At 66.1% G+C, this 14,570-nt stretch carries 14 protein-coding genes; 13 read left to right on the forward strand and 1 reads right to left on the reverse strand.

Annotated features, from left to right (window positions below; translation table 11 throughout):
- The first annotated feature begins 5 nt into the window (after positions 1–5).
- Together ACFWU5_RS06010 and ACFWU5_RS06015 are read left to right on the forward strand one after the other, a co-directional pair.
- On the forward strand, positions 6–1,220 hold the full coding sequence (locus tag ACFWU5_RS06010) for a hypothetical protein (protein WP_379241457.1): 1,215 nt from the start codon (positions 6–8) through the stop codon (positions 1,218–1,220).
- A gap of 11 nt (positions 1,221–1,231) precedes the next feature.
- The gene (locus ACFWU5_RS06015) at positions 1,232–2,695 is read left to right on the forward strand and encodes a serine/threonine-protein kinase (protein ID WP_379241458.1); all 1,464 of its coding nucleotides are present in this window, start codon (positions 1,232–1,234) and stop codon (positions 2,693–2,695) included.
- Between the two features lie 45 nt (positions 2,696–2,740).
- Here ACFWU5_RS06015 and ACFWU5_RS06020 read toward each other — a convergent pair whose 3' ends face one another.
- Positions 2,741–6,295 (reverse strand): AAA family ATPase, encoded by a 3,555-nt coding sequence (locus tag ACFWU5_RS06020; protein ID WP_379241459.1) that lies wholly within the window; start codon positions 6,293–6,295, stop codon positions 2,741–2,743.
- A gap of 441 nt (positions 6,296–6,736) precedes the next feature.
- Here ACFWU5_RS06020 and infA point away from each other — a divergent pair, with 441 nt between their 5' ends.
- The 11 genes from infA to ACFWU5_RS06075 all read left to right on the forward strand — a co-directional run bounded on the left by infA (position 6,737) and on the right by ACFWU5_RS06075 (position 14,520).
- Positions 6,737–6,958, forward strand: coding sequence for a translation initiation factor IF-1 (gene infA / locus ACFWU5_RS06025; RefSeq protein WP_003418601.1), 222 nt, complete (start codon positions 6,737–6,739; stop codon positions 6,956–6,958).
- 142 nt (positions 6,959–7,100) lie between these two features.
- Positions 7,101–7,214 (forward strand): 50S ribosomal protein L36, encoded by a 114-nt coding sequence (gene rpmJ / locus ACFWU5_RS06030; RefSeq protein ID WP_056818299.1) that lies wholly within the window; start codon positions 7,101–7,103, stop codon positions 7,212–7,214.
- A gap of 179 nt (positions 7,215–7,393) precedes the next feature.
- Positions 7,394–7,765 carry a 30S ribosomal protein S13 gene (gene rpsM, locus ACFWU5_RS06035; RefSeq protein ID WP_379241460.1) on the forward strand — a complete coding sequence of 124 codons (372 nt, stop codon included), beginning with the start codon at positions 7,394–7,396 and terminating at the stop codon, positions 7,763–7,765.
- Positions 7,766–7,774: 9 nt separating this feature from the next.
- Positions 7,775–8,188 (forward strand): 30S ribosomal protein S11, encoded by a 414-nt coding sequence (gene rpsK, locus ACFWU5_RS06040; protein WP_378547364.1) that lies wholly within the window; start codon positions 7,775–7,777, stop codon positions 8,186–8,188.
- Between the two features lie 24 nt (positions 8,189–8,212).
- Positions 8,213–8,818: a 30S ribosomal protein S4 gene (rpsD, locus tag ACFWU5_RS06045; RefSeq protein ID WP_379241461.1), complete on the forward strand. Its 606-nt coding sequence runs from the start codon at positions 8,213–8,215 to the stop codon at positions 8,816–8,818.
- Between the two features lie 132 nt (positions 8,819–8,950).
- Complete coding sequence (locus ACFWU5_RS06050; RefSeq protein WP_378598299.1) at positions 8,951–10,009, forward strand: DNA-directed RNA polymerase subunit alpha; 1,059 nt, start codon at positions 8,951–8,953, stop codon at positions 10,007–10,009.
- A gap of 21 nt (positions 10,010–10,030) precedes the next feature.
- Positions 10,031–10,531 carry a 50S ribosomal protein L17 gene (rplQ, locus tag ACFWU5_RS06055; protein ID WP_379241462.1) on the forward strand — a complete coding sequence of 167 codons (501 nt, stop codon included), beginning with the start codon at positions 10,031–10,033 and terminating at the stop codon, positions 10,529–10,531.
- Positions 10,532–10,622: 91 nt separating this feature from the next.
- Positions 10,623–11,435, forward strand: coding sequence for a tRNA pseudouridine(38-40) synthase TruA (truA, locus tag ACFWU5_RS06060; protein ID WP_379241562.1), 813 nt, complete (start codon positions 10,623–10,625; stop codon positions 11,433–11,435).
- Between the two features lie 212 nt (positions 11,436–11,647).
- Complete coding sequence (locus ACFWU5_RS06065; protein WP_379241463.1) at positions 11,648–12,571, forward strand: helix-turn-helix domain-containing protein; 924 nt, start codon at positions 11,648–11,650, stop codon at positions 12,569–12,571.
- Entirely contained in the window at positions 12,568–13,482 is a 915-nt protein-coding gene (locus ACFWU5_RS06070; RefSeq protein ID WP_379241464.1) for a helix-turn-helix domain-containing protein, read from the forward strand. Before ACFWU5_RS06065 ends, ACFWU5_RS06070 begins: the two co-directional genes overlap by 4 nt.
- Positions 13,483–13,602: 120 nt before the next feature.
- Positions 13,603–14,520, forward strand: a complete 918-nt coding sequence (locus ACFWU5_RS06075) for a nitrilase-related carbon-nitrogen hydrolase (protein WP_379241465.1) — start codon at positions 13,603–13,605, stop codon at positions 14,518–14,520.
- Positions 14,521–14,570 lie beyond the last annotated feature (50 nt).

A 14,570-nucleotide genomic window follows, 5' to 3' on the forward strand; every position in this document is an offset into this window, starting at 1 on the left:
GCTGGATGAAGTACCTGGAGTTGTTGCGCAATATCGCGGCGGTGGCTGCTGTCGCGACGATGGCGGTGACGTGCGGGCTGGCCGTGCGGGCAGCGCCGGTATCGGGCACCGCCCTCGCCGGTGAGGTCGATGTACGTCGGTTCGATGTCGGCAGCTATCCGGTGGAACCGCTGGAATATCGTGCGAACTACGCGCACTCCCTCGAGCACGGCACCGAACTGGCGATCATGAGGTTGGCCGGACACATCGTGCAGGGCTATGAGGTGGACGAGGCCCTCGCTTTCGGTACGGGCTACGCGCCGGTAGCCGAGCCGCGGGAATACAGGCGCCAGCACGCGCAGGCCGATTTCCAGGAGGTGCTGCGTCGAAATCAGTTGGCCTACGGCATCGTTTCCAGCGTCAGCGCCACCGAGGGGACTGATATGGACTCGAAGCGGGGTGAGCCGGGTTTCGCGATCTCGGTGTTCCAGTTTCCGGATGCGGCGATGGCGTCGGCCGCTGCCGCCGAGTTCGAGGCGATCGACTTCGGCGTAGCGGCCGACGTCAACACCAGGGTTCAGCTGGCGGGACATCCCTCCGCGCGGTCACATTGGCGCCCCGAAGTCAGGACATTGGGCACCCGGTTGTCACACGGGTCCTACATGATCAGCCTGACGGTGAGTACATCGTCGCCGGAGCTCGCCGCGTTGACCACGCTCGCCACGCGGGTACTCGACAAGCAGTTGCCGTTGCTGGACTCGTTGCCGCCGCTGTCGCGTCGCGAGATCTACCGACTCGGCGATGACCCCTTCGACCTGTTGCGACGCACATTGAAGCTTGATCCTTCTCGCTACCCGCAGTTTCCGCGACGTGCCGCCGCCTTCGAGGCGGTCGTGGACGGCCGTGGGGCGATCCTTTTCCAGGTAGAGCAAGCTGAGCAGGGGCGGTTGTTCGGCGAAGTCGGAGTTGACCGTGCGGCGTTCGTGGACGGGACGATCCTGCTTCGAGCGCGGGACCCGGCGGCTGCGCACACACTGCAACACAGGCTGGCCGAGGGGAAACCCGACGTTGTCGCCGGGCCCGACGGTGTACCCGACACCATCTGCCGAACATTCGATGACCGGCGCCGATACACCTGCAATCTCAGGTACGACCGCTACGTGGCAACGGTGTTCAGCGACCAGATCGCCGACGTTCGCCAGCGCGCCGCTGCCCAATATGCCCTGCTGGCCAACAGTTGACGGGATCGCCGATGTCCGCACCGGGAAATATCATCGCCGGGTATCGCATCGAACGGCTGCTCGGGGAAGGTGGGATGGGCGCGGTCTACCTCGCCGCCCATCCCACGCTGCCCCGCCACGATGCGATCAAGGTCCTGTCTCGACGTTTCACCGGCGACCGCGAGTTCAGGGCCAGATTCGAACGTGAGGCCAATCTCGCTGCGGGACTGGATCATCCGAATATCGTCTCTGTCTACAACCGGGGCGAGGACCGCGGGCAGCTCTGGATCGCGATGCAGTACGTGTCGGGATCCGATGCGGCGCAGGCGATGTCGGCGGCTCCGCAGTCGATGACACCGGACCGGGCCCTGCGCATCGTCACCGAGGTCGGCAAGGCACTGGACTACGCACACCGATCCGGCCTGCTGCACCGCGATGTGAAGCCGGCCAACTTTCTGCTCTCGCCACGTTCAGGTGAACAGGAACGGGTACTGCTGACCGACTTCGGCATCGCGAAATCGACCACCGATACCGAAGAACTCACCCAGGACGGCGACCTGCTCGCCACCGTCGCGTATGCATCGCCCGAACAGCTGCTCGGCGGGGCGGTAGACCATCGCGCGGACATCTACAGTCTCGCCTGCTCCTTCTTCCGGCTGTTGACCGGCCGGAATCCCTTCGTCGGGACGGTACCGACCGTGGTGATGATGGCGCATCTGAACCAGCCACCGCCACGCGCGACCGACTTGCGTCATGAACTGCCGGTCGGTGTCGACCGGGTGCTCGAGGTGGCGATGGCCAAGCGGCCCGACCAGCGATTCGGGACCTGCGGTGAATTCACCGACGCGCTGCGTGCGGCGATGACCGGCGCGCAGGTGCGGGCTCCTGTCGGCGCGCCCGATCGGTCGTCGCGGCAATGGTTGGTGGCCGGAGCTGCCGCCGTGCTGGCGATTGCCGTGGCGGTCGGTGTCGCCGTCTGGCCGCAGCCGTCGAGCACGGGCGCGACGGCCGCGGTCGCATCGACAGTCATGAGCACGGCCGCTTCGCCGAAGCCGACCAGTGTCGGACAGGCGAAATCGGACAACCCGCAGTTTCTCGGACGACAGATCCTGCTGGCCGAGTACCCCTCGTACGGAGAGGGGATCGTCTACCTGCATCCAGGGGGACCGACCCAGTTCCTCACCGATCTCGGCTTCCGGTACCACCCGCGCTACTCGAATGCCGAGGCGAACAACAGCACCAAGGCCTTTCGGCACTGGTCGAGGGAACTGGAACCCACCGGCTCTGATGGGCTCGACTATCTCGTCCTCGTCCGCACCGACGACAAGGCAGGCGGCGGTATGGCCGGGGTCTCGACTGACCTGATCGGGTTGCGCAGCACCATCATTGTGGTGGACGACCTCGCCGCCGTCGCCGCCATCCAGAACTGGACGCCCGAGGGCGAAGCCGTTCTGCTCGAGAAGTTGCTGCCGCTGCTGCGTCGAGACGTGAAGTAACTCCGCGAGCAAGCCACGCCCGCACTGCAGGCGTGACTTGTCGGGTCAGTTGAAGCGGCGGTGGTCCACGCCGAACTCGTCGGCGACGGTGGCTGCCAGTTCCACGTAGGCGCGCTTGGTGGTTTTGTGCAGGCGGTGCAGGTCGATTTCGGCGCCCTCGGAGAGGTGTTCGTCGAAGGGGATGATGTGGACGGCGCGGCAGCGGGACAGGAAGTACTCGCGTAGCTGCTGGATGCCGACGTTGGGGGAGCCCTCGCGGGGCAGGTTGATGACCACTACCGCGTTGCGGACCAGGTGGTCGTGGCCGTGGAGCGAGAGCCAGTCCAGGGTGGCGGCGGCGCTGCGGGCGCCGTCGATGGCGGCCGACGAGATCAGCACCAGCGAGTGGGCCAGGTCCAGGACGCCGCTCATCGCCGAGTGCATCAGGCCGGTGCCGCAGTCGGTGAGGATGATGTTGTAGAAGCGCTGCAGGATGCGGGCTACGGCGCGATATTCCTCGTCGTTGAAGGCTTCCGACGCGGCCGGATCACGTTCGCTGGCAAGCACTTCCAGACGGCTCGAGCCTTGGGAGGTGTGCCTGCGGACGTCGGAATAGCGTTCGATCGACGGGTCGAGGAGTAGATCGCGCACGGTCGAACGGGTTTGGATGGCCACTCGCTGCGACAGGGTGCCGAAGTCGGGGTTGGCGTCCACGGCGATCACTCGGTCGCCGCGGATCGAGGCGAAGATCGAGCCGATGCCGGTGGTGGTGGTGGTCTTGCCGACGCCGCCCTTCAGCGACAGCACCGCGATCCGGTAGTCGCCGCGCACGGGTTGGCGGATGCGGGCCACGAGTTCCTGCAGGCGCAGTTCCTCGGCGGACATGCCGGGGTTGATCGCGCCGCCCGACGCGTGGTGCACGGCCTTGCGCCAACCGCTGCCGGGGGCTTTCTTGGCGCGCTTGACGGGGACGTCGTCGAGTGAGGGCTGGTAGCCCTGTGGTTGTGCGCCCCAACCTGGTTGGCCGTATTGCGGGCGTTGCTGGTTCGGGGGTTGTTGGTATTGCTGTGGGGGTTGGTATTGCTGCGGTGCGGGGCTGTTCGGCTGGAACTGGCCCGGGCCGTTGGGTTGGTGCTGCGGAGCAGGGGTGCCGTCGGGCAGGAACTGGCCGGGTCCGTTGGGCTGTGCCGGGGTGCCGTTGGGTGCGAACTGCTGGCCGGGGCCGTTGGGCTGTTGGTACTGGGGCGCCGGAGATCCGTCGGGCTGGTATTGCTGCGCGGGTGCGTTCGCGGGGAACTGTTGCGGGGCAACCTGATTCGGCTGCACGTACTCCGCAGGCTGCTGATACGCGCCGTCGGGGCGATACTGCGGCGAACCATCGGGCTGCTGCGCGGGAGCGGGCTGGTACTGCGGTGCCGCACCGTCTGGCCGTTGAGCGACACCATCGGGCCCGTAAGTGGGCAGGCCGTCCGGCTGCTGATGCTGAGCCGGTGTGCCATCGGGCCGCGGATACGGCGACGCGGCATCGGCTGCCTGCACGAATTCGCCTGAGCGGTAACCGGTTTGACCACCTTGGGCCGAACCCGCGCCACCCTGCCAACTCGACGCGCTCTGCTCAGTCGCACGATGCGGTGCGCCCTGCACTCGCGAATCATCCGAGCGGAAAACCTCGGTCCGATCCTCCGGTGCATGCGTCGGCGCCGGGTCACCCGGAACCGGATTGTATTGCGTCGCAGGGTAAGTCGACGGCAGCGCGCTCTCGCCCGAGGCGTACGGCGAACGCGGGTCAACTTCTGCGGGCAGCTGAGGATCGACGAACTCGCCAGTGCGGTAGGGCGACTCGTTCCGCAGCGCGGATTCGCCTGTCGCGTGGGGGGATGGCGCGGCCGAACGCCCGGCGTTCGAGGACGCTTCGGGAGTTGAGAAGTCCGGCTGAGGCTGCGACTCGGACGTACTGGCAGCGGCTGTTGGCGACTGCGTGCTGCCGGCGATCGAGTCTGCCTGCGCTTCGGTCGTCGCCGCGTTGGGGCGCGCGGAGCCTGCCGTGGTGGGTGCCGTCTCTGCGGGAGCGCCTTCGGCTGGCATCGACCATCCACCGGCCGAATGCCTGGCACCGGTCGGTCGCGACTCAGTGGATGCTGTTGTCGGCGAAGCGGATTCGGGTGCGTCGGGTTCGGCGGTGAGGCGAGTCGGCGCGGCTTGCGACGCGGTGTGGGGTTCGGACGTGAGTCGTGCCGGTGCGGCTTGTGACACGGCGTCGGTGGGCTGTGCCGCCGTCTGCGGTTCCGCGGTGGGGCGCTCGGCATCGGGGCGGGGCGCGACCGGCTGTGACTCTGCGGGGACGGTCAGGCGGGGCGGTGCCTGCGTCGGGCGGGCAGGTGACGGCTCGCTCGGCGGGGCCGGGAGCGGTGGCGGCGGGGGGAGATCCGGGCGCGGCGGGGGAGGGAGATCCGGGCGCTGCTGGGTGGGGCCGAGCGGGGTGAAGCCGTTCGACGGGGGTGCGGGTGTGCGCGCCGGGAGTCCGTTGGTGTCGGTCTTCGCCGCTTCGCCTGGCGTTGCGGGCAGGGCAGGGCCCGCATGCGACGGGGACGCGCTCGCATCGGCCGGGGCGGTGGGCGCGGGCTGGGCGGAGGGCCAGGGTGCAGGGTCGTTGACCGACGGGCCATGCCCGGTAGGCCGAACTCCGGCGTCGGACTGTGCCGGCGTGCGAGTTTCGCTGGTCGGCGGCATTTGCGGGCCGGGCGCGGTTTGCCAACCGGTGCTCGCCTGCTGAGGCGCCTGTTGCGGACGCGCCGCCTGCTCGCGAGTCGGCTGTGACAGCGGCGACTGCTGGACCGGAGTCTGCTCACGGCTCGCTTGCTGATCCGCGAGTTGCTCGCGGGGCGGCTGCTGAGCGAGGGGCCGCTGATTCGCAGCCTGCTCGTCAGTCGACTGAGTCCAAGGCTGGAACGTGCTCTGCTCGCCGGCTACGGCGCGGTGCGGCTGCTGCTCGTGAGTCGGCGGTTGCAGGACGGCGGCGTGATCGCCAGTCGTCGGGCGCAGCGGCTGCTCGCGGTTCGGCGGTTGGGGGAACGTGCCGTGCTCGCCGGTCGGGCGCAGCGGCTGTTGTTCGCGACTCGGTGTCTGCGGGAAAGGGCCCTGCTCGCCGGTCGAGGAGCGCAGTGGCTGTTGTTCGCGGCTCGGCGACGGAGACTGCGGCGCGTAGTCGCGGGTGGGCTGGTGTGGTGACGGGTCGCGAAGGGCGTCCGGGTGCGCGGGCTGGCGCGGGGGGAGTTCGGGGGACGGCTGTTGGTGGGACGGGCCCGGGATCGGCGCGTTGGGGGGCTGGGTGGACCAGTCGGAGACGGGCTGCTCGGTTCGGCGGGCGGGGTCGGCCGGGTGGGCGGACTGCTGCTGCGCGGCCTCTTCTTCGGGCTCGCGGTCCTTGCGACGGCGCCGGCCGCCCTTCTCCTTGCGCGGGGCATCCTCACCGCGGCCGAGGAAGCGGCGGCGTTTGGGCGCCTCGTCGATTTCGTCGTCTTGGGGCAGGTTCTCGACCGGAGCCTCGTAACCGACCTGAGTGACGTCGCTTTCCGACAGCCACGGCGGCAACATGGGGAGGCTGTCGTTGTTGCGGCTCACCGGCACGCCTCGTTCACCAGGGTCCCCCGATCTGATCGACCCACTTCTTACGACGCCGGTGAGTTTACGCGACAACCTCGGCACCGTGGTGGGTGCCTCAAAGCTAGCCGCCGCCCTATCACCACCCAGCGCGCAGCCCTCGGATTACCCGTGCCCGCACCCGGATTGCGGCGCACCCGCGCCTCAGATTCCCCCGCGCCAGCGTCGCGGATCACCAAGCGCCCACGCTCCGATTCACCCGGAACTCACACCCGGATTACCCAGCACAACCCCAGCTCGAGGTGTACGGTTCGGGGCACTTTTGCCTCTGGGCGTCCGGCCCGGTAAGCTTGAGCGGCGGTGCACCTATGCGCCGACTGTTCGCGTGCACGCCGACTGATCGTCGGCAGGCCACGGGCAGCACCCAAACTCAGGTTGAGCGTAACCGGGATCGCGGAGGATATGGCGAAGAAAGACGGGGCCATCGAGGTCGAGGGTCGAGTTGTCGAGCCGCTGCCCAATGCGATGTTCCGGATCGAGCTCGAGAACGGTCACAAGGTTCTCGCGCACATCAGCGGAAAGATGCGGCAGCACTACATTCGTATCCTTCCGGAAGACCGCGTGGTCGTCGAGCTGTCGCCGTACGACCTCTCCCGCGGCCGGATTGTCTACCGCTACAAGTGATGCCTGACGGCGTCGCGAGCTCCGCGCCCGCGGCGTCGCCCAGTGTCTCCAACCAGAGACACCACCAGACTTCCCCAGTCCTTCAGCTGGGGAAAAACTGTGTTCACACCACCTGTGTGGACCGACAAAAGATTGGACTGACGTGAAGGTTAATCCGAGCGTCAAGAAGATCTGCGAGAAGTGCAAGGTGATCCGCCGTCATGGTCGGGTCATGGTGATCTGCGACAACCTGCGCCACAAGCAGCGTCAGGGCTGATTCAGCCTCACCACCGGGCACCGATCGTCTGATCGGATTGACCGAAAAGAAGCACTCCCAGCTCCAGCACGCACATACGTGTGCGTGCCATCCACCGGCACGGAGGCCGGTGCCCCCACCTTGTAAAGACGGGGGGACGGACGGGGAGCAGACCTCCGCCACCATTAAGGAACTGCCACATGGCACGTCTGATGGGCGTTGATCTCCCGCGCGAAAAGCGTATGGAGATCGCGCTGACCTACATTTTCGGAATCGGGCGCACCCGCGCCACCCAGATCCTTGCCGAGACGGGCGTGAGCCCCGACCTGCGTTCCAAGGACCTGAGCGACGACGATCTCGCGAAGCTTCGCGAGTACATCGAAGCCACGGACTACAAGGTCGAAGGTGACCTGCGCCGCGAGGTTCAGGCCGATATTCGTCGCAAGATCGAGATCGGCTGCTACCAGGGCATCCGCCACCGTCGTGGCCTGCCCGTGCGTGGTCAGCGCACCAAGACCAATGCGCGCACGCGCAAGGGTCCGAAGAAGACCGTCGCCGGCAAGAAGAAGTAGGGATAGCGTATGCCTCCGAAGAGCCGGGCCGCTGGCCCGAAGAAGTCTCAGAAGTCGCGTCGCCGGGATAAGAAGAACATCCCGCACGGCCACGCGCACATCAAGAGCACGTTCAACAACACGATCGTCTCGATCACCGACCCCGAGGGCAATGTCATCTCGTGGGCGTCGTCGGGTCACGTCGGTTTCAAGGGTTCGCGTAAGAGCACCCCGTTCGCCGCGCAGCTCGCTGCCGAGAACGCTGCCCGCAAGGCGCAGGAGAACGGCGTCAAGAAGGTCGACGTGTTCGTGAAGGGCCCGGGTTCGGGCCGCGAGACCGCGATCCGTTCGCTGCAGGCCGCAGGCCTGGAGGTCGGCTCGATCTCCGATGTCACTCCCCAGCCGCACAACGGCTGCCGTCCGCCCAAGCGGCGTCGCGTCTAATAGCGGGAAAGGAAAAAGCTTAAAATGGCACGTTATACAGGCCCCATCACCCGCAAGTCGCGTCGTCTGCGCGTCGACCTCGTCGGAGGCGACCAGGCGTTCGAGCGTCGTCCTTACCCGCCCGGCCAGCACGGCCGCGCGCGGATCAAGGAATCCGAGTACCTCATGCAGCTGCAGGAGAAGCAGAAGGCTCGCTTCTCGTACGGCGTCATGGAGAAGCAGTTCCGTCGTTACTACGAAGAGGCCAACCGCCTCAAGGGTAAGACCGGCGACAACCTGCTGCGTCTGCTCGAGTCGCGTCTGGACAACGTCGTGTACCGCGCCGGTCTGGCTCGTACCCGTCGTCAGGCCCGTCAGCTGGTCAGCCACGGTCACTTCATCGTCAACGGTGTGAACGTGAACGTCCCCAGCTTCCAGGTTTCTCAGTACGACATCATCGATGTCAAGGAGAAGTCGCTGCCGACGCTGCCGTTCCAGGTGGCTCGCGAGACCGTCGGTGACCGTCCGGTTCCCGGTTGGCTGCAGGTCGTTCCCGGCCGGCTGCGCATCCTGGTGCACCAGCTGCCCGAGCGCGCGCAGATCGATGTGCCGCTGACCGAGCAGCTCATCGTCGAGTACTACTCGAAGTAGGCGTGTTTGCCGTACCGGGGCGCTCCCGGTACGGCCCACCTACGTCTGCTCTTTGGTGGGGGCACTACAAGGACCCCCGCAATCACTGATCAGGCATCAAATAGTGGATGCCCAGACAGGAAGTAGATCCCCATGCTGATTTCCCAGCGTCCGACACTGACCGAAGAGGTTGTGGCGGAGAACCGCTCGAAGTTCACCATCGAACCCCTCGAGCCGGGCTTCGGTTACACCCTCGGCAACTCGCTGCGTCGTACCCTGCTGTCCTCCATCCCGGGGGCCGCGGTTACGAGCATTCGCATCGACGGCGTCCTGCACGAGTTCACCACCGTCCCCGGCGTGAAGGAAGATGTCACCGACATCATCCTGAACCTCAAGGGCCTGGTCGTGTCCTCCGAAGAGGACGAGCCGGTCACCATGTACGTGCGTAAGCAGGGCCCGGGCACCGTCACCGCTGGTGACATTGTTCCGCCGGCTGGCGTTATCGTGCACAACCCGGACATGCACATCGCCACCCTGAACGACAAGGGCAAGCTCGAGATCGAGCTCGTCGTCGAGCGGGGTCGCGGTTACGTGCCCGCCGTGCAGAACAAGGCGACCGGCGCGGAAATCGGCCGGATCCCCGTGGATTCGATCTACTCCCCGGTGCTCAAGGTGACCTACAAGGTCGAGGCCACCCGTGTCGAGCAGCGCACCGACTTCGACCGTCTCATCCTCGACGTGGAGACCAAGAACTCCATCACGGCTCGGGACGCGCTGGCTTCGGCCGGTAAGACCCTGGTCGAGCTCTTCGGCCTGGCCCGTGAGCTCAACGTCGAAGCCGAGGGCATCGAGATCGGCCCCAGCCCGGCCGAGGCAGATCACATCGCCTCGTTCGGTCTGCCGATCGAGGACCTGGACCTCACCGTCCGGTCCTACAACTGCCTCAAGCGCGAGGGTGTGCACACGGTGGGCGAGCTCGTTGGCCGCACCGAGTCGGATCTGCTCGACATTCGCAACTTCGGCCAGAAGTCCATCGACGAGGTGAAGGTCAAGCTGCACACGCTCGGCCTCTCGCTCAAGGACAGCCCGGCGTCGTTCGACCCGTCCTCCGTGGTGGGTTACGACGCGAGCACCGGAACGTGGAGCGACAGCGGCACGTTCAGTGATACCGACGGCGGCGAGCAGGACTACGCCGAAACCGAACAGCTTTAATACGCCCAGGAGAAACCCACAATGCCCAAGCCCAAGAAGGGTCGCCGGTTCGGCGGCTCGGCGTCGCACCAGAAGGCGATCTTCGCCAACCTGGCCACGGCGCTTTTCGAGCACGGTCGGATCACGACCACCGAGGCCAAGGCCAAGGCGGTGCGTCCCTACGCCGAGAAGATCATCACCAAGGCGAAGGCCGGCACTCTTGCCGACCGTCGCGAGGTCATGAAGGACATCCGTAACAAGGACGTCGTCCATGTCCTGTTCGCCGACATCGGCCCCTCGTTCGAGGGTCGCGAGGGTGGCTACACGCGTATCACCAAGGCGCTGCCGCGCAAGGGTGACAACGCGCCGATGGCCATCATCGAGCTGGTTCGCGAGAAGACCGTGACCAACGAGGCCGATCGTGCCCGTCGGGTCGCCGCTTCGCAGAAGACCGAAGAGGCTCCGGCCGCCGAGGTCGTCGAAGAAGCTGTCGTCGAGGCTCCGGCCGCCGACGAGGCCACCGAGGACAAGAAGGACGCCTGATTCTCAGGCTTCCTGCCGAGCCCGTCACCCTTCGTGGGTGGCGGGCTCGGTTCTTTTCTGTGTGCGACTCCAGGAGGATGGCATGACGCGGGTGCGGCTCGGAATCAGTTATGACGGAACCGATTTCACCGGGTGGGCACGTCAGCCGGGGTTGCGCACGGTGCAGGGGGTGCTCGAGGAATCACTGTCGAAGGTGTTGCGTGAGGATGTTGTTCTCACTGTTGCCGGGCGTACGGACGCGGGGGTGCACGCCGAGGGGCAGGTCGCGCACTTCGACACCGACGCCGAGTTCGACGCCGACAAGTTGATGTATCGCATGGCGAAGTTCTTGCCCAAGGACGTGCGGATCACCGAAATCTCGCCCGCCCCTGAGGAATTCGACGCTCGCTTCTCCGCGATGCGCCGCCACTACGCCTACCGCCTCACCACCGCCCCCTACGGCGCGCAGCCGTTGCAGGCACGCGGCGTGGTGCCGTGCAAGCCGGGCGTGGATCTCGAAGCGATGCGCGAATCCTCACGAAACCTGTTGGGCCTGCACAACTTCGCCGCCTTCTGCCGCCGCCGCGAAGGCGCGACCACCATCCGTGAACTGCAACGCTTCGACTGGGAACGCGACGGCGACCTGCTCACCGCCTACGTCAGCGCCGACGCCTTCTGCTGGTCGATGGTCCGCAGCCTGGTCGGCGCCGTCTTGGCCGTAGGCGAAGGCCGCCGCACCCCCGACTGGACCCGCACCCTGCTCGCCGAAACCGAACGCTCGAGCTCGGTCACCGTCGCCCCCGCCCACGGCCTGTCCCTGATCGCCGTCGACTACCCCGCCGACGCCGACCTCGCGGCCCGCAACATGCAGACTCGCGAAACCCGCACGGTGCCGGTTCCCGACGGTGGTTGCTGTGGCGATTAGGCCTATTAGCCAAAGCAATTAGTTGGCTATTGTTCCCGGACCCATGTTTCTGGCGGATCGGTGATCGCAATACGCTATTTAGCGTGGTTGCACTCACATTCCTGGAATTCTGATTCCGGCTACTGCTAGATTCCCTCTCGTAGGCGCGAGTATGGCAACCACCTGGCCAATTCCGCTGCCAGCTGTGGTTGTCGAGAGAGTGGGTACCGTCGATGGATACGTCCACCGCGGGTTCGTTCGACGAGTGGGAAGCGGTGATGACCAACGCCTACGTCCCCGTGGCGATCGAACCGCTGGGGCAAACGGGTCCTTTCCGCGGCGAACTCACTCACGACACCTTCGACGGCGTGGAATTCAGCACGCTGTATTCCAGCGGACAGCGGGTACGGCGCACCCCGCGCTTGATCGCTCGATCGAACATCGAAGTGCTGTACGTCGGGATCTGCGTATCGGGTTCGGGTCGGGTGCGACAAGACGGTCGACTCGCGGAATTGCGGCGGGGCGACATGGTTTTCGTGGACAGCAGGCGGCCGAACTGGTGGGAATCCGACGGACTGCACGAGCAGATCGTTGTCCAGGTGCCGGTGTCGATCCTGGCCGACCGCGGGGGTTGGACTCAGCCACTCACGCCCTCGGCCATTACCGTCAAGGCCGATAGCGCGGCTGCGGTGGTCACCGACTTTCTCCGCAATATCGCGTCACTGCAGGCCGGTCACCCCGCGCAAGCGGCGGAATTGGCCGCGCACAGTGTGCCGTTGCTGGCCTCGGCCTTGGCATTGACCGCCGGGCAGTTGCCAGGGGAGCTGGGAATGCACGCGTTGTCGCGCAGGCGGGTGCTGGCGTTCATGCAGCAGCGGTGCATCGATCCAACGCTCACAGTCGATGACATCGCCCGCGCCTGCCTGCTGTCGCGGCGTGCGCTGTACCGACTCTTCGACGGCAGCGATGTCGGTGTCATGGCGCGATTGTGGAGTTTCCGGGTGGAGCGGGCGAAAACGCTGCTGCTCGCGGACCCGCAGCGGCCGGGCGCCACGATTGCCGGGCTGGCCGGATTCGCGAACGAGCGACAGTTCTATCGAGTTTTCCGTACGACGACGGGAGTGACGCCGGGAGAATTCCGGGGGAGGGTTCGATGACTACCGATAATGCCATTCAGAAACAATCCTTCGCGGAGTGGGAGTCACTGCTCTCGGAAAGCTATGTGCCATTGGCTGTCGAACCTGATCGGGAGGCGGTCTTTCACGGCAATATCGCGCGCACCAGCATGCCGGGATTCGACTTGTCGACCATCAGTGGCAGTGGGCAGCGGATTCGGCGGACCAAGCGGGGGATCGCGCGGACCGAGGGGGAGTTTCTGCTGGTCTCGATCCTGACGCAGGGGTCTGGACGGTTACATCAGGATGGGCGGGTTGCGGTGGTGGGGGCTGGGGACATGGTCCTGTATGACACGTCGCGGCCGTATCACTGGGAGATGGACGCGTCGTGGGCGCACGTGGTGGTGCAGACGCCGTTGGAATCGGTGCGGGACAATTCGACTGTGGTGCCTACCGCTGTAGCTGTGCGGGCGGCTAGTCCGGGTGGGGTGGTTGCGGGGTTCTTTCGCGATCTGGCGCGAATTCAGCAGATCGCGCCTGACCAGGCGAATGTCCTGGCCGATAACGGGATTGCGTTGCTGGCTTCGGCGGTGCGGCTGGCCGCGGGTGAGTTGCCGACCGGGCTAGCGGGGGAGGCGCTGGGGCGGGAACACGTTTTGGCGTATATGCGGCGGCGATTCACCGATCCCGGACTGACTGTCGACGAGATCGCGCGGGCTTGTCTGTTGTCGCGTCGCAGCCTGTACAGGGTGTTCGACGAGGGTGGAATCGGTGCGGAGTTGCGGCGAATGCGGGTGGAACATGCGCGCGCCCTGCTCGTGGGTGAGCGGGGGCGTTCGATGGCGTCGATCGCGCTGGCGTCCGGGTTCGCCTCCGATCGTCAGTTCTTCCGTGCGTTTCGTTGCGAAGTGGGTATGACCCCTGGTGAGTACCGGGAAGCGCACGGCGCCTGAGGAAACCGACGGGTTGGCACGCATCGTCGGTCGGCTGGCACGCAATGACAGTTTGAGGCTCGAAATTCTGCGAGAGAGTGAAACGAGCACTTTTATCAGGATGAGCGACGAGGGGTCACGATGAGCCGGATACGCGTGGCGGCTGTGCAAGCCGAGCCGAAATGGTTGAACTTGTCCGCCGGGGTGGAACAGACCATCGGATACATCGAGGACGCCGCCGACGGTGGTGCGCAGTTGGTGGCCTTTCCCGAGACGTTTCTGCCGGGATTTCCGTGGTGGATGTGGCTGAACTCCGTCGACTGGGGTGGGGAATTCCTCAACCGATATCTCGCGAACGCGTTGACCGCCAACGGTCCGGAGTTGCGGGCGATCGCGTATGCCGCGCGGCGCAAGGGGATTCACGTATCGGTCGGGTTCGCGGAGCGGGCCGGGCACGAGGTTTTCATGTCCCAGGCACTGATCGGCGCCGACGGGACTGTCGCGGTAGTTCGTAAAGCCGAACCGACAGGACTCGAACGGACTGTTTTCAGCACCTCGCTCGGTGGGCTGCTGGTCCGTGACACCGAACTCGGACGGATCGGCGTGCTCGGCGGCACCGATCATCTTCGTGCGGATATGCGCGCCCGAATGCACGAGCAACGGGAACAAATCCACATCGCGGCCTGGCCGGGATTCACCGTCTACTACGGCGAGGACAAGGACTGGGGTCCCGGACTCGATACCGCCGCCAGCGTGCGTTATGCGATGGACGGCGCGACACACGTCATCGCACCGGTGGCGGTGGTGCCGGTGGCCGGGTGGGAAGTTGTCGACGCGCGGATGCCGGACCGACGGCTGTTGCGCGGCGGTGGGGGAGTTTCGCGGATTTTCAGCCCTGGTGGGTTGGAGTTGGCGACGCCGTTGGCGGAGGGGGCGGAGGGGTTGCTGTTCGCGGAGATGGAGGTCGGCCGGTCGTTGCGGTCGGTGGGGGAACGTTCGATGCACACGCCGAGTGGGCGGGTTGTGCGGCGTGAGCGAGAGGTGGCCGAATCGGCGTGACCGGTCCGCCGGTGGGGCTATCGTGGCCGTAGAGTCGGTTATGTCCCGGA

The organism is Nocardia sp. NPDC058640 (assembly GCF_042716995.1).
Taxonomy (GTDB): domain Bacteria; phylum Actinomycetota; class Actinomycetes; order Mycobacteriales; family Mycobacteriaceae; genus Nocardia.